Consider the following 20,227-nt stretch of genomic DNA (forward strand, 5'->3'; position numbering starts at 1 on the left):
GGAATCATGACGCACTATGTCGGAATTCTTGACGGCGCAGATTATGTCTGGGGAGTGCGGGTGCCCGATCTTCCCGGCTGCCACGGCGGCGGCGCAAGCCCCGAGGAAGCAATTGCCGCCGCGACGTCGGCCACGCACGAATGGATCGAAGCACGTATTGCAAAGCACTTACCCATACCCAACCCAAGTACGGCAGCGGATTTGCTGCGATCCGGCGAAATCGACAGGTCCGGGCGTGAATCCGCCGTGATCATGAGGCACAGATAGCAATTGTTCATCCCCTTCTTCCTCGAACTGAAGGCTGCGCGGGTTCCGGTCTCGCTGCGGGAATATCTGTCGCTGCTGGAAGGGCTGGAGGCAGGGCTGGTCGACTATGACGTCGAGGGTTTTTACTATCTCGCCCGCTCGGCACTGGTGAAGGACGAGCGTCACATCAACCGTTTCGATCAGGTCTTTTCGCACGTTTTCAAGGGCGTTGAAGCGCTGGCAGGCGAAAACCCGGTCGACGTCGAAAACATCCCGGAGGAATGGCTGCGGCGGCTTGCCGAAAAGCACCTGAGCGACGAAGAGAAAAAGCTGGTCGAGGCGCTCGGCGGTTTCGAGAAGCTGATGGAGACGCTGAAGAAGCGGCTGGAGGAACAGAAGGGCCGCCACCAGGGCGGGTCGAAATGGATCGGCACCGGCGGCACCTCACCCTTCGGCGCCTATGGCTACAATCCGGAAGGCGTTCGCATCGGCCAGCATGAGAGCCGCAACCGCCGCGCGGTGAAGGTCTGGGACAAGCGTGAGTTCAGGAATTTCGACGATGCCGTCGAGCTCGGCACCCGAAACATCAAGATCGCGCTAAAACGCCTGCGCCGCTGGGTGCGCGAAGGCGCCGAGGAGGAGTTCGACCTGCCCGGCACCATCCACGCGACGGCCGAGCACGGCTATCTCGACGTGCAGACACGGCCCGAGCGGCGCAACGCCGTGAAGCTGCTGATGTTCTTCGATGTCGGCGGCTCGATGGACGATCACATCAGAAGTGTCGAGGAGCTGTTTTCCGCCGCCCGCGCCGAATTCCGCCAGCTCGAATATTTCTACTTCCACAACTGCCTCTACGAGCGTGTGTGGAAGGACAATCGCCGCCGCCATGCGGAGGTGATTCCGACTTTCGACCTCCTCCACAAATACGGTCCGGACTACAAGGTGATCGTCGTCGGCGATGCCTCGATGAGCCCCTATGAGATCGCGCATCCCGGCGGCTCGGTCGAGCACTGGAACCCGGAGGCCGGCGTGGTCTGGCTCGGCCGCCTGCTGCAGCAATGGCCGAACGCGGTATGGCTCAACCCCGAAAGCGAAAAGCACTGGGGTTTTACCCATTCGATCGCCATGATCCGCGATATCTTTGGCGGCCGCATGTTTCCGCTGACGCTCGCCGGGCTCGAGGCCGCGACGAAGCAGCTTTCAAGGAAGCACTGAATGGGACCACGCAAAACAGGACGGCCGACCTGTTTCCTTTGCATGCAGTGTGGCGTCCAGTTCACGGCGGCAGCCGCGCCGCCGCAACATTGCCCGATCTGCGAGGACGAGCGGCAATATGTGCGTTGGGAGGGCCAGGCCTGGATCACGCCGGAAGAGCTCGCCGCCGGGCATCGGGTCGTGATGAAAGACGACGCCGGCGTGCTCGCCTTCGGCATCGAGCCGCGCTTCGCCATCGGTCAGCGGGCGCTGCTGGCACATACGCCGCACGGCCATGTGCTGTGGGACTGCATCTCGATGGTCAGCGACGAGGCGGTGACCGAAATCAATCGACGAGGCGGCCTGGCCGCGATCGCCATTTCGCACTGCCATTATTATTCGGCAATGGTCGAGTGGAGCGAAGCGTTTGGCGGCGTGCCAATCTATCTGCATGCCGATGACCGCAACTGGATCATGCGGCCGCATCCGGCTGTCATCAGCTGGGAGGGCGAGACGCGCGCCCTAAACCCGTCGCTGACCCTTATCCGTTGCGGCGGTCACTTTGCCGGTGGCCAAGTGCTGCACTGGAAGCGCGACAGCGGCGACGCCATCCTGGCCGGCGATATCTTGCAGGTGACGCCAACCCGCCGCGACGTCAGCTTCATGTACAGCTACCCGAACTACATCCCGCTCAATGCGGCGAGGGTACTCCGCATCGCGTCGGCACTGGAGCCTTTCGCATTCGACCATATCTATGGCGCATGGTGGAACCAGAACGTCATCGGCGATGCAAAGACGGCATTTGCAAGGTCTGTTGCGCGGTATCTCGCAGCGATCGCCTGAGGAATTCTTCGCGGCAGGATTGGAAATATGGGCAAACGCCGTAACAAATGCCTATTTTAGGCGAAGTTGGGAAGACAACCCCAATAGCGGCACGAGCTAAGAGGCAAAAATGGATAGTCACACCTACCCTGTCACCCGCACCGATGCCGAATGGCGCGCCCGGCTGACGCCGGAGCAATATGCGGTGATGCGTAATCACGGCACCGAGCGGCCGGGCAGCTGCGCCCTGCTCCACGAGAAGCGCGCCGGCACTTTTTCCTGCGTCGGCTGCGGCCAGCCCTTGTTCGAATCCAAGCTGAAGTTCGAGAGCGGCACCGGCTGGCCGAGCTTCAACGATCCGGTGCCCGGTTCGGTCGAGACGACCGTCGACCGCAGCTACGGCATGGTCCGCACCGAATGCCACTGCGCCCGCTGCGGCAGCCATCTCGGCCACGTCTTCGAGGACGGCCCGCCGCCGACCGGCCTGCGCTATTGCATCAACGGGGTCGCACTGAAATTCGAGCCGGCTGCCTGATTGCAATTCAAGGTTGTGCAATTCAGCGTTGTCAAAGGACGGCTTCGCCGGCCTTTGCCGGCAGCACTGTCCTGTCAGATCACCACCACCAACATCAGCCACAGCACAGCGCCCAGCGTCATCAGCGAAGCCTTCACGCCGCCGGATTTCTCGGCTGTCCGCCACACCGCAAAGGTCAGAAAGAAATTGTACGGCACCGGCGCGAAATGCACCGCCAGAACGAGAGCGAGCGGCAGCTTCAGCCCGAGCAGGATCAGCGCCAGCACCGACACTGCGATGTTGATCGCCGTGCCGACAAGGACAAGATCGCGCCAGAACAGTCGGTCGAGCGGCGCCGTGCCTTGCCAGCGCGAGCGGAAGAAACCCGCCGCACGGCCTGCCTTGCCGTTTTCGCTTTCGAAAGTCTCTGGCGCACTCATCGATGCGGCTTTCTCTCATTCGACAGCCGCAGAGATTTCCAAAGCAAGCCTGTCGACGCAAGTCGATCATCGGCACGCAAGCGTATGATTTGGAAGATTGTCATCAAACGGTCGTGAAACCTTTCTACGTCGCCCTTGTCGGCATCTCGGCAAAGACACCTTGCCGGAATCTGCCGCCCCCATCATCCAGTCGCCTGCCAAGGAGGTCTTGAGATGAGCGATAATGTCTACAACGTGCTGTTTCTTTGCAACGCCAATTCGGCACGGTCGATCATGGCGGAAGCCATCCTCAATCGGATCGGTGCCGGCAGGTTCAAGGCCTTTTCCGCCGGTTCGCGGCCGAAGGGCGAGGTCAATCCCTACGCATTGCAGCTGCTCGAAAGCCTCAACCACGATACCAGCTTCGCCCGTTCGAAAGGCTGGGACGAGTTTGCCGAGTCCGACGCGCCGGAAATGAATTTCATCTTCACGCTTTGCGACACCACCGCGAATGAATCCTGTCCGATCTGGCCGGGTCATCCGATGACCGCGCTCTGGTCTATACCCGACCCAGCCAAGGCAGAGGGCACCGAAGCCGAACTGCATCTTGCCTTTGCCGATGCCTATCGCATGCTCAACAACCGCATTTCGCTGTTGGTAAATCTACGGATGGACGCGCTCAACCATCTGGCGCTTCAGCAGCATCTCGACGAGATCGGCCGGGATACGGCGAAGCCGAACTAAACCCAAACCGCCGACAGGCAGGCGATTCACGAACCGGCTTCGCCAGCCTCGCCGAGAACCTCGGCAACGGCGCGCTCGAAACGCGATGCCTCCGTCACCAGCCAGTCGGCCATGGCCGGCCAATTGTCCTCGGCAAAACAGTTCACGCGCCACAGCGAATTGATGCCGAGGCCCTCGCAGCTCTGTTCCGGCCTAAGCTTCAACCTGGCTTCGATCGCCGGCTGGAACGGCTTCAACCGCGACCAGGCTTCCGTGGCGCCGAACTTCTTGTTGCGGCCGAAGAAGACGCCGACATGGTTCTGCGCCGGCGCGACATACATGGAAAGGACCAATGCGAAGTCGGGCAGCCCGCGCTGCCAGAACCAGGGTCCGCGTCGCGCCAACAGAGGCCTTTCTTCCGGATGCCGTTCCGCGAACAGCGTCCAGAAGCCGCGTTGGCGGAACTCAGAGGCGCGGCGGCCGCCAAAGTCGAATTCGCTCATGGTTCGACCCGTTGCGAGCGCAACCGGCGCCCAGGGCTGTTACCAGCCTTACACCATGCCGAGTGCGGCTTTGTAGAGGTCGAGGATGGTTTCCTCCTCTTGCCGCTCAGCCTGGTCCTTTTTGCGCAGCCGGATGATCGACCGCATCGCCTTGGTGTCGAAGCCCGTGCCCTTGGCCTCGGCGAACACTTCCTTGATGTCGTCGGCGATCGTCTTCTTCTCTTCCTCGAGCCGCTCGATGCGCTCGATGAAGGCTCGCAGCTGGCCGGCGGCAACAGTCTGGCTGGTCTCGGTGATGTCGTCGGCCATTTTTTCTCCGCGTCGCTTTCCATGCCGCGACTCAGGGACCGTCGCGGCGAATTTGCAGCGGTTCGATGCCCGACCGGAGGCGACCGGTCAAGCTGTTATCGATGCGGCATGAAGGGCTACCGCCAGACACAGACAACTCTGCCTGGGCAACATTTCTGTCTCATCCGAAGGCGATCAGCAAATCCTTCGCGTCGATCTGGTCGCCGGCCTTGACCAGCACTTCGGCGATTGTGCCGTCGCGCTCGGCATGCAATGCCGTCTCCATCTTCATCGCCTCGATCGACAAAAGCACGTCGCCGGCCTTGACCGCCTGGCCGGCGGCAACCGCGAGCGCCGAGACGACGCCCGGCATCGGTGCGCCGACATGCGCCTCGTTGCCCGGCTCGGCTTTGCGGCGCGCCTTGGCGGCGGAAGCGCCGTGCGCCCGATCCGGCACTTTGACCCGGCGCGGCTGGCCGTTGAGCTCGAAGAACACGGTGACCATGCCCTTCTCGTCGACATCGCCGATGGCCAGGCAGCGCACCACCAGCGTCTTGCCCTTCTCGATGTCGACAAAGATCTCGTCCTCCGGCTTCATGCCGTAGAAATAGGTCGGAGTCGGCAGCACGCTGACCGGCCCATAGGTTTCCTGCGCTGCGGTAAAGTCGGAGAAGACCTTCGGGTACATCAGCCACGAGGCGAATTCGAATTCGCTGAGCTTGCGCTCGAGCTTATCTTCGATCTCCTTGCGGCTGGCCTTGAGATTGGCCGCCTTCAACAGGGAGCCAGGCCGAGCCGTGATTGGCCTGTCGCCCTTGAGCACCTTCTTCTGCAATGCCTCCGGCCAACCGCCCGGCGACTGGCCGAGATCGCCGCGCAGCATCGACACGACCGAGTCGGGGAAGGCGATATCCCTAGCCGGATTTTCGACATCGGCAACCGTCAGGTCCTGGCTTACCATCATCAGCGCCATGTCGCCGACGACCTTGGACGACGGCGTCACCTTGACGATGTCACCGAACATCAGATTGACGTCGTGATAGGTCTGCGCCACTTCGTGCCAGCGCGTCTCCAGCCCGAGCGAGCGCGCCTGCTCCTTGAGGTTGGTGAACTGCCCACCCGGCATTTCGTGCAGATAGACTTCCGAGGCCGGTCCCTTCAGGTCGCTCTCGAAGGCAGCATACTGGTTGCGCACCGCCTCCCAGTAGAACGAGATGTTCCTGATCCATTGCGGGTCAAGGCCCGGATCCCGCTCGGTACCCTTCAGCGCCTCGACGATCGAGCCCAGGCAAGGCTGCGAGGTGTTGCCGGACAGGGCATCCATCGCCGCGTCAATGGCGTCGACACCGCTGTCCACCGCCGCCAGCACCGTCCCCGCCGACAGGCCTGACGTGTCGTGCGTGTGAAAGTGGATCGGCAGGTCGGTCGCCTCACGCAGCGCCTTGAACAGTGCGCGGGCGGCGTTCGGCTTCAAGAGCCCGGCCATGTCCTTGACCGCAATGATATGGGCGCCGGCCGCCTGCAACTCCCTGGCCAGCGCGACGTAGTATTTGAGATCGTACTTGGCTCGGGCCGGGTCGAGCATGTCGCCGGTGTAACAGATCGCTGCTTCGATCAGCTTGCCTTCGGCGCCGACCGCGTCCATGGCGACGCGCATGTTGTCGACCCAGTTCAGGCAGTCAAAGACTCGGAACAGGTCGACGCCGCCGCTTGCTGCCTGTTTGACGAAATGCTGGACGATATTGTCCGGATAGTTGGTGTAGCCGACGCCGTTGGCGCCGCGCAAAAGCATCTGCAGCAACAGATTGGGCGCTGCCTCGCGCACCAGCGACAGCCGCTCCCACGGGTCTTCGGTGAGGAAGCGCATGGCGACGTCGAAGGTCGCCCCACCCCAGCATTCGAGCGACAAAAGCTGCGGCAGTGCGCGCGCATAGGTGCCGGCAATGCCGGCGATGTCATAGGTGCGCACGCGCGTCGCGAGCAGGGACTGGTGCCCGTCGCGCATCGTCGTGTCGGTGACCAGCACTTCTTTGCGTGCGCGCATCCAGGCCGCGAATTTCTCCGGCCCAAGCGCATCGAGCTTCTGCTTGCTGCCATCGGGCACATTGCCGTTGAGGTAGGGCACCATGGGCGGCGCCGCATCGGCCTTCGGCTGCGGCCGGCCGCGGGTTTCGGGATGGCCGTTGACGCTGACATCGGCCAGGTAGTTGAGCAGCTTGGTCGCGCGATCCTGCCGCTTCACGCTCGCGAACAGTTCCGGTGTCGTATCGATGAACTTGGTCGTATAGGAATTTTCGGCGAAACTCGGGTGATTGATGATCGCCTCGAGGAAGGTGAGGTTGGTCGCCACCCCGCGAATACGGAACTCGCGCAGCGCCCGGTTCATGCGGGCGATGGTCTCGGCCGGCGTCGGCGCCCAGGCCGTCACCTTTTCCAGCAGCGGGTCGTAGAAACGGGTGATGACCGCGCCCGAATAGGCGGTGCCGCCATCGAGGCGGATGCCGAAACCGGTGGCGCCGCGATAGGCGGTGATGCGGCCATAATCGGGGATGAAATTATGTTCGGGATCTTCCGTAGTGATGCGGCACTGCAGCGCATGGCCGTTGAGCCTGATATCCTTCTGCGCCGGCACGCCCGATTCCGGCGTGCCGATGGCAAAGCCATCGAGGATATGAATCTGCGCCTTGACGATGTCGATGCCGGTCACCTGCTCGGTAACGGTGTGCTCGACCTGGATGCGCGGATTGACCTCGATGAAGTAGAATTTGCCGGTGTCGGCATCCTGCAGGAACTCGACCGTGCCGGCGCCGATATAGCTCGTCTCGCGCGCGATCTTGAGCGCGTAGCCGCAAAGCTCTTCGCGCTGCGACATTTGGAGATACGGCGCCGGCGCGCGCTCGACCACCTTCTGGTTGCGGCGCTGGATGGAGCAATCGCGCTCGAACAGGTGCACGGCATTGCCGTGTGTGTCGCCCAGCACCTGCACCTCGACATGGCGGGCGCGCTCGATCAGCTTTTCGAGATAGACCTCGTCCTTGCCGAAGGCGGCTTTCGCTTCGCGCTTGCCCTCCGTCACCTCGCGGGCGAGATCGGCCTCCGAGCGGATGGCGCGCATGCCGCGGCCGCCGCCGCCCCACGATGCCTTCAGCATCACTGGATAGCCGATCGTCCTGGCGAGCGCCTTCACCGCCTCGATGTCGTCCGGCAGGGGATCGGTGGCGGGGATTACCGGCACGCCGACTTCGATTGCCAGGTTGCGTGCGGCGACCTTGTTGCCGAGCCTGCGCATCGTATCCGGCTTCGGTCCAATGAAAATAATGCCGGCCTTGGCGCAGGCTTCGGCGAATTCAGGGCTTTCCGACAACAGCCCATAGCCCGGATGGATGGCATCGGCGCCCGAAAGCCTGGCGACGCGGATCACTTCCTCGATCGACAGATAGCTTTCGATCGGCCCCATATCCCTGTTCAGATGCGGCCCGCGCCCGACCTGGTAGCTTTCATCCGCCTTGAAGCGGTGCAGCGAGTATTTGTCCTCCTCGGCCCAGATCGCCACGGTTTTGAGGCCGAGTTCGTTGGCCGCGCGGAAGACGCGGATGGCGATTTCGGACCGGTTGGCGACAAGGATCTTCGTGATTGCCAAGGACAAGGCTCCAAACGCTGGCGGGAAGGGAACTGGAGCCATGATTAACGCGAAAATGCTGCAGCGCAAACGAAATCAGGTGGGGGATAGTTAAACCGATTTAGCTTATCTACGGCGTTGTCACATTGCGTGTCGGTCCGGACGTCGCCTCGCGGTTCCGATCCAGGCATTCGGAAACTCCCATGAAAAATGCCCGGCGCGAGGCGCCGGGCATTCCGAAGTTGTCGTCGTCGACAGGCTTACATTTTCTGGACGTAGGTGTACTTGCCGTCGTCGCCCTTCTTCCATTCGTACATGACGTAGCCAGGCAGCGTCGGGTCGCCCTTTTCGTCGTAGGAAAGATCGCCCAGCACCGTCTTGAACGGGCCATTGGCCTTGAGAGCCTTGGCAACTTCCATCGGATCGTTCGACTTGGCAGCTGTGGCGGCTCCCGCGATCGCCTGCATGGCGGCGTAGGAATAAAGCGTGTAGGCCTCCGGCTCGAAGCCCTGCGCACGGAACTTCTCAACCAGTTCCTTGTTCTCCGGGATCAGACGCGGATCCGGGCCGAACGTGTTCAGCGTGCCCTCAACCGCGTCACCGGCGATTGAGGCCAGTTCGTTCGACACGATGCCGTCGCCGGAAACCAGCGTGGCCTTGAGGCCCTGGTCAGCCACCTGGCGGATGATCAGTCCGGCTTCGGTGTGCAGACCACCCCAATAGATGATGGAAACGCCGGCTTGTTTCATCTTGGCGATCAGCGCCGAGAAGTCCTTGTCGCCGATATTGACGCCTTCATACATGACTTCCGTCACGCCGGCAGCGTTCATCGCCTTCTTGGTCTCGTCGGCAAGGCCCTGACCATAGGTCGTCTTGTCGTGGACGACCGCGATCTTGGCATCCTTGAAGTTCTCCGCGAGATAGGCGCCGGCGATACTGCCCTGCTGGTCGTCGCGTCCGCAGGTGCGGAACGTGTTCCACAGGCCGCGCTCGGTGAACTGCGGGTTGGTCGCGGCCGGGGTGATCTCGAGGATACCGTTTTCCGCGTAGACTTCCGATGCCGGGATCGAAACGCCCGAGTTGAAGTGGCCGACCACGAACTTGACACCGTCGCCGACGAACTTGTTGGCTACCGAAATGCCCTGCTTCGGATCGGAGACGTCGTCGCCGATCGTGAGCTTGACCTGCTCGCCGTTGATGCCGCCGGCCGCATTGATGTCGGCGACAGCCTGTTCGGCGCCCTTCTGCAGCTGCGCGCCGAAGGCGGCATTCGGGCCGGTGATCGGACCGGCAACTCCGATCAGGACGTCAGCCCACGCGCTTCCGCTGAACGCGACGAGCGCGGTCAGGGCGACGGCGGACAAAAGTGATTTTCTCATGTAAAACGCTCCCATTTACAGAGTGGGCGTGGATGATGCTTTCATGCGATGCCCACTTTTACTCGCAGAAAGCGTACTTTGCCGATTTTCAGGCACTTGTCACGCCGATTCATCCCCGAAACGGCGTTAATGATGAACGTCAAGCTTTTGGTTTCCAACTCAAAAGCGATGCTCTTTCGTAGAGCCAGCTATACTGTGTCACCATCTGGTTGGTGCGCGTGTATTGATAGCCGATGAAGCCCAATATCATCAGGACGATGGTGTCGACGATGTAGTAGTGCAGCGAGAACATCGTGCCGCCGAACAGCGCGTGATGGATGAACCTTACGGCTATACCGAGGCCGAGCAAATAGGCGAACAATTGGACGAAGCTGCGCCATGTCTGGGCGCAGGCCTTGCCCGTCATCCACGCCGCCCAGCCGCCAAGCAGGCAGGTGACGAAGAAGAACTGCCAGACCGAGGGTTCCTCATAGAGAATGCCCTGCATGATTGATGTCTCCTGAACTCAGTGATGGCCGCCTTCGAGATAGGCGGCGCGCACGTCCGGATCGGCGAGCAGCTCCTTGCCGGTGCCGCTCATCGTCACGTTGCCGTTGACCATGACATAGCCTCGCGTGGCGAGCTTCAGCGCGCCGAAGGCGTTCTGCTCGACCAGGAACACGGTCAGCCCCTGCGTGCGGTTCAACTCGCGGATGGCGTCGAAGATCTGCTTGACGATCAGCGGCGCCAGGCCCAGCGAAGGCTCGTCGAGCAAGAGCAGTTTCGGCCGCGCCATCAGCGCACGTCCGATCGAAAGCATCTGCTGCTCGCCGCCCGACAGCGTGCCGCCGCGCTGGGTAATGCGTTCCTTCAGGCGTGGAAACAGCGTGAACACCTTCTCGACGTCCTCGTCGTAGTGCTTGAGGTTGTCGAGGCTGGCGCCCATCTGCAGGTTTTCCATCACCGTCATGCGCGGGAAGATGCGCCGGCCCTCCGGAGACTGGGCGATGCGCATGCGCGCGATCTCATGGGTCGGCAACTGGGTGATGTCGGTGCCGGCGAAGGTGATGGTGCCGGCCCGCGCCCGTGGTGCACCAAAAATAGTCATCATCAGTGTCGACTTGCCGGCGCCATTGGCGCCGATCAGCGCCACGATCTCGCCCTGCTTGACGGTGACATCGACGCCGTTCAGCGCCCTGATGTTGCCGTAGTAGGTCTGGACGCCCTTGATGTCGAGCAGCGTTGTGCCGGCCATCATTCATTCCCTCCGCCCCGGTTGGAGTCGCCCGGTGTCTTGGGCTTTGCCGGAGCCTTGGCGGCCGGCTTTGCCGCGGAGGATTTCGCGGCGGAAGGTTTCTCCGTCGGTTTGGCTTCGGCCGGCGATGCCGGCCTTGCCGCCGCGCCCGACCTTGCATCGACCTGCCCGGCTTTCGACGCGCCCTTCGACACCGTGACGCGTTCGCCCTCACTGTGTCCGACCGTGTCGGTCACCGGTCCGGCGAAATACGAGGACGACGAGCCCGGACCGTGCGTCGCATCCGGGCCGGTGTCGAGTTGCTCGATGACGTCTTCGTCGCCGACCTCGATCAGCACCGTCTCGACGTCCTCGTCTTCGACCCCGAGATAGGCGGCGATGACACGCGGGTCGGTGCGCACCGCATGCGGACTGCCGTCCGAGATCTTGCGCCCGTATTCGAGCACCACGACATGGTCGGAAATCTGCATGACCACCGCCATGTCGTGCTCGATCAGCAGGATCGAGGTGCCGGTGTTGTCCTTGATGTCCATAAGGAGCGCGTTGAGCGCCATTGATTCCTTTGGATTGAGGCCGGCCGCCGGTTCGTCGAGGCAGAGCAGTTCCGGACCCGTGCACATGGCCCGCGCGATCTCCAGGCGCCGCTGCGCGCCGTAGGGCAAGTCGCCGGCCGGATCGTCGGCTCGATCGACGAGGTCGGCCTTTTCCAGCCAGTGCCTGGCGAGGTCGATCGACTCTGCCGACGCCGTCCGGTAGCCGCTGAAGCCAAACAGGCCGAGGATAGTGTAGCCGGACGCCTTCATCAGCTTGTTGTGCTGCGCCACCAGCAGATTCTCCAGCAGCGTCATGCCGGAAAACAGGCGGATATTCTGGAAGGTGCGCGCCACCTTGGCTCGCGCCGGAATCTCATGGTTTGGCAGCCGTTCGAGCAGATAGCTCGAGCCGTCGCGCCGGTTGAGCGTGAGCATCCCCTCAGACGGCTTGTAGAAGCCGGTGATGCAGTTGAACACAGTGGTCTTGCCGGCGCCGTTCGGCCCGATCAGCGCGGTGATCTCGCCGCGCCTGGCCTGGAAGGACAGGTCGCCGATGGCGACCAGACCGCCGAACTTCATCGACAGATGTTCGACCTGCAGGATGGCATCGTTCACGGATGGGCTCGCATCACTCATCAGCCGTGGCCCTCCTTGGTGAAGGAGCCGGATACAGCCCTGCTCTCCTTGAGAAAGGCTGTCGGTTCACGACTGCCGACGAAGCCGCGCGGCTTCCACAGCATGACGATGACCATGGCCATGCCGAACAGCAGCATGCGGTAGAGTTCCGGCGTGAAGTCGGGACCGAAGACCTGCTTCAGGAAATCGAGCTCGCGCAGCACCTCGGTGCCACCGATCATCACCATGGCGGCGACGGCGATGCCGACCAGCGAACCCATGCCGCCGAGCACAACGATGGCGAGGATGATGGCCGATTCCAGGAAGATGAAGGATTCGGGGCTGACGAAACCTTGCCGCGCGGCGAAGAACGAGCCGGCGAAGCCGCCGAACATGGCGCCGGTGGCAAAGGCGGTGAGCTTGGTGGTGGTGGTGTTGATGCCTAGCGAGCGGCAGGCGATCTCGTCCTCGCGCAGCGCTTCCCAGGCGCGGCCGACGGGCATGCGCCTAAGCCTTATGGTGACGAAGGCGGTGAGCAGGCAGAGCCCGAGGATCAGGTAGTAGAGGAAGATCTTGTAATAGGCGCTCGACGTGGCGATGTCCAAGACCTTGGCGACATAATTCGGATCCGAGACGTTGAACGTCATCAGCCCGAAAAAGGTGACCTTGGGAATGCCGGAGATACCGGCCGAGCCGTTGGTAACCTCACGCCAATTGATCAGCACGAGACGAATGATCTCGCCGAAGGCCAGCGTCACGATCGCCAGGTAGTCGCCGCGCAGGCGCAGCACGGGAAAGCCGAGCAGCACCCCCCAGAAGGCGGCCATGGCGCCGGCGGCAGGCAGCAGGATCCAGAACGACAGGCCGTATTGCGTGCCGAGCAGCGCATAGGCATAGGCGCCGACGGCATAGAAGGCGACATAACCAAGGTCGAGCAGGCCGGCGAGGCCAACGACGATGTTCAGCCCCCAGGCCAGCATTACATAGATCAGGATCTGAATGCCGTAATTGTCGACCCATTTCAGAGAACCCTGGAACCCGGCGGCCACCGATCCTCCGTAAAGAGCAAGCACCAGCACAACGATGATCGGGTAGAGCGCCAGTGCAGTGATGCCCAATGCCGAGAAATGGGCATGGATGAAGGTTCGGAAATAAAACATCACCGAGGCGAGGGCGTAGATGATCGCCAGCGCTCTCAGGAACCGTGCATAACCGGCCAGGCCGGGCCCCAGCAATCCGTCTAGGGAGCCGGCAAGGAAAACCAGCACGGCCACTGTGACGATGGCAGCGATGAAATACGGCAAGCGGAAGAACCGCGCCGCCATACTCTCCGGCAGCAGGCCGGTGGCGACGTCGACGATCTTCTGATTTGCCAGGAAAGGCTGCCCGTAAGCGACGTAGAGAAAACGGCCGGCCATGGTCAGCACGACCACGACTGCAAGAAGCCACCAGCGCTGTACAAGGATCAGCTCGTTGGAGATGTTCTGATCGGTCCTCAGACCGATGAACAGCACGAACAGGCCGAGCGCGATGGCGCCGGCATAAAGCGCTTCGCGGGTAGCGCGCTGCATGGGAGTGGCGACAATGTCGCGCTCCGGAGACGTGGTGACCGCCATGAACTCAGACCTTTTCGACTTCTGGCCGGCCGAGAATGCCGGAAGGCAGGAAGATCAGCACGATCGCCAGGATGGAGAAGGCCGCGACGTCCTTGTAGTCGATCGAGAAATAAGCCGACCACATGCTTTCGATGAAGCCGATCATAAGCCCGCCGAGCACGGCGCCGGGCAACGAGCCGATGCCGCCGAGCACGGCCGCGGTGAACGCCTTCACGCCGGGCGTGAAACCGTCGGAGAAGGCGATGACGCCATAATACATCAGGAACAGCGTGCCGGCGACGGCGGCAAGGGCCGCACCCATGACGAAGGTGATCGAGATGGTGCGGTCGACGTCGATGCCGAGCAACGCCGCCATCTTCCGGTCCTGCTCGCACGCCCTTTGGGCTCGACCCAGCGAGGTCTTGTTGACCAGGTACCAGAACAGCGCCAGCAGCAGCGCGGTGACGATGACGATGACGATTTGCTTCAGCGACACGCTGACGCCCTCGATATTATAGACCTTGGACACCATCGGCGGGATCGGCTTGTTGCGCGGCCCCTGCGTCACCTGGACGAAGTTCGACAGCGCGATCGACATGCCGATCGCGGTGATCAGCGGCGCCAGCCGGAACGAACCGCGCAATGGCCGGTAGGCCACCTTCTCGATCGTCCAATTGTACAGGCTGGTCAACAGCATCGCGACGATCATCATGACCAGCAGCGCGATCACCACCGGCACCGAATAGAACAGCGCGCCGAGGATGAGGAAAACGATGAGGGCGGTGAAGGCGCCGACCATAAAAATGTCGCCATGGGCGAAATTGATCATGCCGATGATGCCGTAGACCATCGTGTAGCCGATCGCTATCAGCCCATAGATCGATCCCAGCGTCAGCCCGTTGATAAGCTGCTGGACAAAATACTGCATGCTGTCGTGGCTCCCCTGGAATGTCGCCCATGCAGACGCATTCCTTTTCGTATTTCCCCTAGTCGTAAAGTTTCGAGCCCGGATTGCAACGTCATTCTTTAATCGGCATGCGTGATTTTGAAGCACGCAATCGGATTGCCCGTTCTTTCCCTTCCCGGCCTCTGGACTATCGCGGACCCTATCATTGGCATAACGCAATGTCTTTGGCGATTCGTCGTCAAAATGCACGCCGTTTCGAAGGAATCGCCGTCAAAATAAGTTGATGAGCGGGATCGTTGCGCTGTCGCAGCGATCAATCTTTGCGTTTCGTTCGTTTCCCCTGGGTCAGGTTGCTCGCTATTTGACGACGAATCCGTGCGCGAACGGATCGCGATCATCGATGAAGATCGTGCTCAATCCGGTCATCCGCGCCCAGCCGCCGATCGAGGGAATGATTGCCGGCTTGCCCGCCACCGTGACTTGCTTCTCGACCCTGCCCTTGAACAGCGAGCCGATGATCGATTCGTGGACGAATTCGTCGCCGGTCCCAAGCTTGCCCTTGGCGTGAAGCTGCGCCATCCGCGCCGAGGTGCCGGTGCCGCAAGGCGAGCGATCGATCGCCTTGTCGCCGTAGAAGACGGCGTTGCGTGCATCCGCCTGGCTGTCGGTCGGCGCGCCCGTCCACAATATGTGCGACAGCCGGTCGATGCCGGGATTCTCAGGATGCACGAAGGCGTATTTTTCGTTGAGCCGCTGCCGCACCACCGGGCTCCAGGCGATGAGGTCGCCGGCAGAGTGCTCGGCCATGTCGCGATAGGTCTTCTGAGGCTCGACGATGGCGTAGAAATTGCCGCCATAGGCGACATCGACGCTGATCTCGCCAAGCTGCGGACATTCGACCGTCAATCCCTCGGCATGGAGGAAGGACGGCACGTTGGTGATGCGCACCTCCTCGACATAGTCGCCGACCTGCTTGTACTCGGCGGTGACCAGGCCGGCCGGCGTGTCCAGCCTGAGCAAGCCTGGTGCCTTCGGCTTGACCAGCCCGTGCTCGATGGCCATCGTCACCGTGCCGATGGTGCCGTGACCGCACATTGGCAGGCAGCCCGAGGTTTCGATGAACAGGATGGCAACGTCGCAATCGGGCCTCGTCGGCGGATAGAGGATCGAGCCGGACATCACGTCATGGCCGCGCGGCTCGAACATCAGCCCGGTGCGGATCCAGTCATATTCGGCCAGGAAATGCGCGCGCCGCTCCATCATCGTCGCGCCGTTGAGCAGCGGTCCGCCGCTGGCGACCAGCCGCACCGGATTGCCGCAAGTGTGGCCGTCGATGCAGAAGAATGAGTGGCGCGCCATTTCTAGAGATCCCGTCAAAAGCGGTTCGGAGAAAACGGAGACAGATCAAGCACCGGATTTTGGCCGAGAATGAGATCGCGGACCAGGCGTCCGGTGGCCGCCGCCTGGGTCAGGCCGAGATGGCCGTGGCCGAAGGCATAGACTATCGTGCCGGCCTGCCTGGCGCCACCGATCACCGGCAGCGAATCCGGCAGCGACGGCCGGAATCCCATCCATTCGCGGCCGCCGGCCGGGTCAAGCCCCGGCAGGAATTTTTGGGCCTTGTCGAGCAGCGCTTTCGAGCGGGCGTGGTTGGGCGGCCGCTCAATGCCGCCGAGCTCGACCGCGCCGCCGACGCGCACGCCGGTTTCAAGCGGCGTGACGACGAAGCCGTGGCCGGAGAAGATCAGTTGCCGCTTCACGTCGAAGGCCGTTTTCGGCAGCGTCGTATTGTAGCCGCGCTCGGTTTCGAGCGGGATGCGGTCGCCAGAATGTTTCGCCAGCAGATGCGACCACGCGCCGGCGGCGATGACGAGGCGTTTTGCCTGCCGCACCGTGCCATCGGCCAGCGTCAATGTCGCGCCGTCCTGTTCCGCCCCGACGTGGTCGATCCGAGCCTTTTCGAAACGCGCACCGTTGGTCTCGGCATAGGCCCAGATCGCCTTGCTCAATAATTTCGGATCCGTAACGGTCTTCCATCCCGGCACGAAAGTGCCTTTGTCGAAACGCGGTGACAGGCCCGGCTGCAAGGCGGCGAGCGCGTCGCCCTCGACATGGCTGAAGCCGATGCCGAAGCGTTGCCTCGCCGTCCAGCCGGGCAGCGACGCCTTGAACTCGGCCTCGCTCTCGTAAAGTTCGAGCGAGCCGTCCTCGCGCAGCATATTTTCGGTGCCCGAGCGCGCCATCAGCCCGGCCCATTCGGCCTCGGCGAGCCGCATCATCCCCGCCTGTGCCGCGAGGCTGGCCTCGTAGCGGTCGCTTCGTCCGGCGCGCCAGAAGCGGACAAGCCAGGGCAGCAGCTTCGGCAGGTAGGCCGGCGGGATGCTGAGCGGGCCGAGCGGGTCGGCAAGCCATTTCGGCAAATGCCTGATCATGCCCTTGTGGGCCAGGGGCAGCACATCGGAAAAGGCCAGGGCGGCGGCATTGCCGGAGCTCGTTTCCTCGCAGATCCCCGTCCGATCGAAGATCGTGACATTTCGCCCCGCCTCAGCCAGATAGGCGGCGACACAGATGCCGATGATGCCGCCGCCGATAATGGCGATGTCTTCCCCTTCTCCCCGTTCACGGGGAGAAGGTGCCCGAAGGGCGGATGAGGGGCGGCGCCCCGCTTTTGCCGACTTGGAAATTCCTTGCACGTGGGCGCTGCCCCTCATCTGGCTGCCGCCATCTTCTCCCCGTGTAAAACGGGAAGAAGAGAGCCTGCCTCAAAACGTCGGCAGCTCCGGCCGCGCCGCCAGTGCATCCCGGACGATCTTTTCGACCGTCTTGCGGCGCTCGCCCGACAGCGGCTGGCGCGGCATGCGCACGCGGTCGTTGGTGTTGATCGCCAAGACTTCGGCGAGCTTGATGTTCTGCACCAGATAGGTCGACACGTCGAGATCGAGCAGCGGCCGGAACCAGCGGTAGATTGTCAGCGCCTCCTCGCGGCGGCCCTGCTTCATCAATTGGTAGATCGCGACCGTCTCGCGCGGAAACGCGGTGACCAGCCCCGCCACCCAGCCGATGGCGCCGACCGACAGCGCCTCGAATGCCAGATTGTCGACGCCGGTGAACAAATCGTAGCGGTCGCCGAAGCGGTTGATGATTTCGGTCGAGCGGCGGATGTCGTCGGAGGACTCCTTGATGGCGACGAAGCGCTTGTCCTTCGCCAGTTCCTCCATCTGATCGACGGTGACGTCGACGCGGTAGGCAAGCCGGTTGGAATAGATCATCACCGGCAGGTCGCCGGCCTCGGCGACGGCGCGCAGCGCGGCGACCGTCTCCTCCGCATTGGTGTGATAAATCGGGCTCGGCACCACCATCAGCCCGTTTGCGCCCTCTCTGGCGGCGCGGCGCGCGATTGCCGTCGCCTCGCGGGTGCCAGGTTCATTGACCGTCAGCAGAACCGGCTTGTTGCCGGCGATCTTCTGCGCGGTCTTCAACACATCGATCTTCTCGTCATGCGAGAGCATCGGCCCCTCGCCGAGCGAGCCGCAGGCGATGATGCCGTCGCAGCCGGCCTCCATCTGCAGCGCAAAGCAGCGCTCCATCTCGGCGTGGTCGAGGCGGTCGTCCTCGGTGAATTTGGTCGTGACGGCAGGGAAAACTCCGGTCCACATAGCGGGTCGCTCCATCTGATATATCAGTCATATATTTATTAAGGAACGGACTGTCAATACTGATATTGCTATGATATATCAAAAATATATCAGGAGCTCGCCTTTGATATTCAATGAAACAAGCCCGGGATTCGAGCCAGTGGCGGCGAAAGCCTACCGCGTGCTCGAGCACATGATCGTGACGCTCGAACTGGCGCCTTCAAGCTTCATCACCGAGGGCGCGCTGATCGACAGGCTGGGGCTCGGCCGCACGCCGGTGCGCGAGGCGATCCAGCGGCTGGCGTGGGAGGGACTGCTGGATGTCCGGCCGCGTGCCGGCATTGCCATTGCCCCGCTGCATCCCGGCGACTGGTTGCGCGTTCTCGATGCACGGCGCGGCGTCGAGGTGGTTCTTGCCCGCTCGGCCGCCCGCTTCGTCACCCGCGAGGCCGCCGACCTGTTTCACGACGCGGCGCTGGCAATGCAGAAGGCGGTGATATCGGGCAACGTGCTGGCCTTCATTCAGGCCGACAAGGCGCTCGACGAAGCGCTGGCGCTGGCGGCCGACAACCCGTTCGCCGCGCGGCTGGCGGCCCCGTTGCAGACCCACAGCCGCCGCTTCTGGTTCCGCTACAAGGCCGATACCGGGCTTGCCGAATCGGCTGAGCACCATGTCGCGCTGATCCGTTCAATCCTCGACGGCGACGAAGACGCCGCCGCCAAGGATGCCAAGCGCCTGATGGCGCTGCTGCGCGGCCATGCCGAAGCGGCCGCCACGCGCTAGGAGATCGGCATCAACCTTCGGCCGGCTCTTTGAGTTCCGCCCATCCGGCGCTGCCAGGTGCTGAGCATCGCCCAATTCCGTCATGCGTCCTGGTCGGTCGGGATCACCACGTTTTCCCAATGTTCGCCGGCCGCGACGATGCAGCTTCTGCCGGCGACATCGGTGACGATGATCGTCCAGCTTCCGCTGTCGGCGACATAGACTTCCATAATCGCCATCTGGCCGATCAGCCCGAAAGCAAACTGTCTTTCCTGGAACTGCTCGCTCAGGTGAGCTACGAGATCGCCATGTTCGACGCAGTATTGATATTGGGCGCTTGCGGCGTTCGTACCCACCGCCAATGCCCCAGCAAGCACCACGGTTTTCACCCAAACGAACAGCGATTTGCGTGCCATAGGGCACCGCCTTTGCCATCAGTCCGGCAAAGGGGACGCCTCATTTTGCCGGAACGATCCAGGCCGGTTCCGACGTCATCGCGTCGTTCCTTTCTGTGTTCCGGTCTGTCAGCGGGACGATTCCAAATGTTCCCACTATGTTCCATATATGGTGTCGGCAACGAAAAGCGCAAGCAGGCGCCCGTTGGGGCGCCTGTGGATCCGTTTCAAGGTCGTCGCCGAGAACCGCGGCCTGCGCGCGGCTATGCTGAGGCGGCTGCCACCCGCTAGGCGGCTCAGGTGCCTGGCAGCGCTGCTGTCGTCACCGCGCTCTCCCAGCCTTCACCCACCGAAACCACGCAGCTTTGACCGCGGGTGTCGCTGGCGAGGATGGTCCAGGTGCCTTTATCGGAAACGAAGACTTCAACAATCACATTCGGATTGACGACGCCGAGCGCCGTCGGATTTTCCCGGAACTTCTCGCCGAGCGCCTTGATCATTTCGGCTCGTGGCGCGCATTGTTCGGCCGCTGTTGCCGGGATGGCGGAAAACGCGGCAGCCACCGCGCGAAGCATCGACACCATAAGACGTGTCATCCGACACCTCCTTGCGCCAGCCGATGCCCGAAGCTGTCGCCAGCGCCGTTGGTTGATCTGCCGCGCCTCGTTCACGGCAGGATTGCAGATTAAGGTTTCTGCTGCCCGCCTGGTTCCATCACATTAGCGTTCACGCACATACGGGCCGCGACGGTCAACAAAAAGGCCCGGTTTCTGGCCAAGCCTTTTTTGTTCAATCTTAGAGATAGGCCCCGCAACCGTCTGGCTAGAGCATCGGACGTTCAAG

General features: G+C 62.4%; 20 protein-coding genes and 1 pseudogene. 6 read left to right on the forward strand and 15 right to left on the reverse strand.

The window, feature by feature from the left end; translation table 11 throughout:
- The first annotated feature begins 6 nt into the window (after window positions 1-6).
- From NMG70_RS01780 to msrB, 4 genes are all read left to right on the forward strand, one after another.
- Window positions 7-267, forward strand: a complete 261-nt coding sequence (locus NMG70_RS01780) for a type II toxin-antitoxin system HicB family antitoxin (protein ID WP_254022936.1) — start codon at window positions 7-9, stop codon at window positions 265-267.
- Window positions 268-270: 3 nt separating this feature from the next.
- Complete coding sequence (locus tag NMG70_RS01785; protein WP_254022937.1) at window positions 271-1,461, forward strand: vWA domain-containing protein; 1,191 nt, start codon at window positions 271-273, stop codon at window positions 1,459-1,461.
- Entirely contained in the window at window positions 1,462-2,283 is an 822-nt protein-coding gene (locus NMG70_RS01790; protein WP_254022938.1) for an MBL fold metallo-hydrolase, read from the forward strand. It abuts the gene before it with no gap.
- 109 nt (window positions 2,284-2,392) lie between these two features.
- On the forward strand, window positions 2,393-2,797 hold the full coding sequence (gene msrB, locus NMG70_RS01795; protein WP_254022939.1) for a peptide-methionine (R)-S-oxide reductase MsrB: 405 nt from the start codon (window positions 2,393-2,395) through the stop codon (window positions 2,795-2,797).
- A 74-nt stretch (window positions 2,798-2,871) separates the two neighbouring features.
- On the opposite strand, the gene NMG70_RS01800 is transcribed toward msrB, so the two are convergent.
- A complete protein-coding gene (locus tag NMG70_RS01800) occupies window positions 2,872-3,216 on the reverse strand; it encodes a hypothetical protein (protein ID WP_254022940.1) in 345 nt (114 codons plus the stop codon).
- Between the two features lie 213 nt (window positions 3,217-3,429).
- On the opposite strand from NMG70_RS01800, the gene NMG70_RS01805 reads away from it, so the two are divergent.
- Window positions 3,430-3,939, forward strand: a complete 510-nt coding sequence (locus tag NMG70_RS01805; protein ID WP_254022941.1) for an arsenate reductase ArsC — start codon at window positions 3,430-3,432, stop codon at window positions 3,937-3,939.
- A gap of 26 nt (window positions 3,940-3,965) precedes the next feature.
- On the opposite strand, the gene NMG70_RS01810 is transcribed toward NMG70_RS01805, so the two are convergent.
- The 12 genes and pseudogenes from NMG70_RS01810 to NMG70_RS01865 all read right to left on the reverse strand — a co-directional run bounded on the left by NMG70_RS01810 (window position 3,966) and on the right by NMG70_RS01865 (window position 18,247).
- Window positions 3,966-4,421, reverse strand: coding sequence for a DUF4268 domain-containing protein (locus NMG70_RS01810; RefSeq protein WP_254022942.1), 456 nt, complete (start codon window positions 4,419-4,421; stop codon window positions 3,966-3,968).
- 48 nt (window positions 4,422-4,469) lie between these two features.
- Window positions 4,470-4,730: a DUF2312 domain-containing protein gene (locus NMG70_RS01815; RefSeq protein ID WP_023800031.1), complete on the reverse strand. Its 261-nt coding sequence runs from the start codon at window positions 4,728-4,730 to the stop codon at window positions 4,470-4,472.
- Window positions 4,731-4,890: 160 nt separating this feature from the next.
- Entirely contained in the window at window positions 4,891-8,349 is a 3,459-nt protein-coding gene (gene pyc / locus NMG70_RS01820; RefSeq protein ID WP_254022943.1) for a pyruvate carboxylase, read from the reverse strand.
- 239 nt (window positions 8,350-8,588) lie between these two features.
- Window positions 8,589-9,707, reverse strand: a complete 1,119-nt coding sequence (locus NMG70_RS01825) for a branched-chain amino acid ABC transporter substrate-binding protein (RefSeq protein WP_254022944.1) — start codon at window positions 9,705-9,707, stop codon at window positions 8,589-8,591.
- 139 nt (window positions 9,708-9,846) lie between these two features.
- The gene (locus NMG70_RS01830; protein WP_254022945.1) at window positions 9,847-10,194 is read right to left on the reverse strand and encodes a DUF6867 family protein; all 348 of its coding nucleotides are present in this window, start codon (window positions 10,192-10,194) and stop codon (window positions 9,847-9,849) included.
- A gap of 18 nt (window positions 10,195-10,212) precedes the next feature.
- Window positions 10,213-10,941 (reverse strand): ABC transporter ATP-binding protein, encoded by a 729-nt coding sequence (locus NMG70_RS01835; protein ID WP_254018693.1) that lies wholly within the window; start codon window positions 10,939-10,941, stop codon window positions 10,213-10,215.
- Window positions 10,941-12,110 (reverse strand): ABC transporter ATP-binding protein, encoded by a 1,170-nt coding sequence (locus NMG70_RS01840; RefSeq protein ID WP_301555117.1) that lies wholly within the window; start codon window positions 12,108-12,110, stop codon window positions 10,941-10,943. The genes NMG70_RS01835 and NMG70_RS01840 overlap by 1 nt, the downstream gene beginning before the upstream one ends.
- Window positions 12,110-13,603: pseudogene (gene livM, locus NMG70_RS01845) on the reverse strand (high-affinity branched-chain amino acid ABC transporter permease LivM); the annotation flags it as partial. The gene NMG70_RS01840 and the pseudogene livM, both read right to left, overlap by 1 nt.
- A gap of 106 nt (window positions 13,604-13,709) precedes the next feature.
- Entirely contained in the window at window positions 13,710-14,612 is a 903-nt protein-coding gene (locus tag NMG70_RS01850) for a branched-chain amino acid ABC transporter permease (RefSeq protein WP_254018639.1), read from the reverse strand.
- A 336-nt stretch (window positions 14,613-14,948) separates the two neighbouring features.
- Window positions 14,949-15,950, reverse strand: a complete 1,002-nt coding sequence (locus tag NMG70_RS01855; RefSeq protein WP_254022947.1) for a 4-hydroxyproline epimerase — start codon at window positions 15,948-15,950, stop codon at window positions 14,949-14,951.
- A gap of 14 nt (window positions 15,951-15,964) precedes the next feature.
- Window positions 15,965-17,302 (reverse strand): NAD(P)/FAD-dependent oxidoreductase, encoded by a 1,338-nt coding sequence (locus NMG70_RS01860; RefSeq protein ID WP_254022948.1) that lies wholly within the window; start codon window positions 17,300-17,302, stop codon window positions 15,965-15,967.
- Window positions 17,303-17,353: 51 nt separating this feature from the next.
- Entirely contained in the window at window positions 17,354-18,247 is an 894-nt protein-coding gene (locus NMG70_RS01865; protein WP_254022949.1) for a dihydrodipicolinate synthase family protein, read from the reverse strand.
- Window positions 18,248-18,317: 70 nt separating this feature from the next.
- On the opposite strand from NMG70_RS01865, the gene NMG70_RS01870 reads away from it, so the two are divergent.
- The gene (locus tag NMG70_RS01870) at window positions 18,318-19,010 is read left to right on the forward strand and encodes a GntR family transcriptional regulator (protein ID WP_254022950.1); all 693 of its coding nucleotides are present in this window, start codon (window positions 18,318-18,320) and stop codon (window positions 19,008-19,010) included.
- Between the two features lie 80 nt (window positions 19,011-19,090).
- On the opposite strand, the gene NMG70_RS01875 is transcribed toward NMG70_RS01870, so the two are convergent.
- The gene (locus NMG70_RS01875; RefSeq protein WP_254022951.1) at window positions 19,091-19,405 is read right to left on the reverse strand and encodes a hypothetical protein; all 315 of its coding nucleotides are present in this window, start codon (window positions 19,403-19,405) and stop codon (window positions 19,091-19,093) included.
- Window positions 19,406-19,680: 275 nt separating this feature from the next.
- Complete coding sequence (locus NMG70_RS01880) at window positions 19,681-19,980, reverse strand: hypothetical protein (protein ID WP_254022952.1); 300 nt, start codon at window positions 19,978-19,980, stop codon at window positions 19,681-19,683.
- Between the last annotated feature and the right edge of the window lie 247 nt (window positions 19,981-20,227).

Origin of the sequence: Mesorhizobium ventifaucium (genome assembly GCF_935822925.1) — a bacterium.
Classification (GTDB): domain Bacteria; phylum Pseudomonadota; class Alphaproteobacteria; order Rhizobiales; family Rhizobiaceae; genus Mesorhizobium; species Mesorhizobium ventifaucium.

Coding starts and splice junctions, on each gene's coding strand:
- NMG70_RS01780 (WP_254022936.1), top strand. CDS start 7: ATGACGCACTATGTCGGAATTCTTGACGGCGCAGATTATGTCTGGGGA.
- NMG70_RS01790 (WP_254022938.1), top strand. CDS start 1,462: ATGGGACCACGCAAAACAGGACGGCCGACCTGTTTCCTTTGCATGCAG.
- msrB (WP_254022939.1), top strand. CDS start 2,393: ATGGATAGTCACACCTACCCTGTCACCCGCACCGATGCCGAATGGCGC.
- NMG70_RS01800 (WP_254022940.1), bottom strand. CDS start 3,216: ATGAGTGCGCCAGAGACTTTCGAAAGCGAAAACGGCAAGGCAGGCCGT.
- NMG70_RS01805 (WP_254022941.1), top strand. CDS start 3,430: ATGAGCGATAATGTCTACAACGTGCTGTTTCTTTGCAACGCCAATTCG.
- NMG70_RS01810 (WP_254022942.1), bottom strand. CDS start 4,421: ATGAGCGAATTCGACTTTGGCGGCCGCCGCGCCTCTGAGTTCCGCCAA.
- NMG70_RS01815 (WP_023800031.1), bottom strand. CDS start 4,730: ATGGCCGACGACATCACCGAGACCAGCCAGACTGTTGCCGCCGGCCAG.
- NMG70_RS01825 (WP_254022944.1), bottom strand. CDS start 9,707: ATGAGAAAATCACTTTTGTCCGCCGTCGCCCTGACCGCGCTCGTCGCG.
- NMG70_RS01830 (WP_254022945.1), bottom strand. CDS start 10,194: ATGCAGGGCATTCTCTATGAGGAACCCTCGGTCTGGCAGTTCTTCTTC.
- NMG70_RS01835 (WP_254018693.1), bottom strand. CDS start 10,941: ATGGCCGGCACAACGCTGCTCGACATCAAGGGCGTCCAGACCTACTAC.
- NMG70_RS01840 (WP_301555117.1), bottom strand. CDS start 12,110: ATGAGTGATGCGAGCCCATCCGTGAACGATGCCATCCTGCAGGTCGAA.
- NMG70_RS01850 (WP_254018639.1), bottom strand. CDS start 14,612: ATGCAGTATTTTGTCCAGCAGCTTATCAACGGGCTGACGCTGGGATCG.
- NMG70_RS01855 (WP_254022947.1), bottom strand. CDS start 15,950: ATGGCGCGCCACTCATTCTTCTGCATCGACGGCCACACTTGCGGCAAT.
- NMG70_RS01860 (WP_254022948.1), bottom strand. CDS start 17,302: ATGAGGGGCAGCGCCCACGTGCAAGGAATTTCCAAGTCGGCAAAAGCG.
- NMG70_RS01865 (WP_254022949.1), bottom strand. CDS start 18,247: ATGTGGACCGGAGTTTTCCCTGCCGTCACGACCAAATTCACCGAGGAC.
- NMG70_RS01870 (WP_254022950.1), top strand. CDS start 18,318: ATGATATATCAAAAATATATCAGGAGCTCGCCTTTGATATTCAATGAA.
- NMG70_RS01875 (WP_254022951.1), bottom strand. CDS start 19,405: ATGGCACGCAAATCGCTGTTCGTTTGGGTGAAAACCGTGGTGCTTGCT.
- NMG70_RS01880 (WP_254022952.1), bottom strand. CDS start 19,980: ATGACACGTCTTATGGTGTCGATGCTTCGCGCGGTGGCTGCCGCGTTT.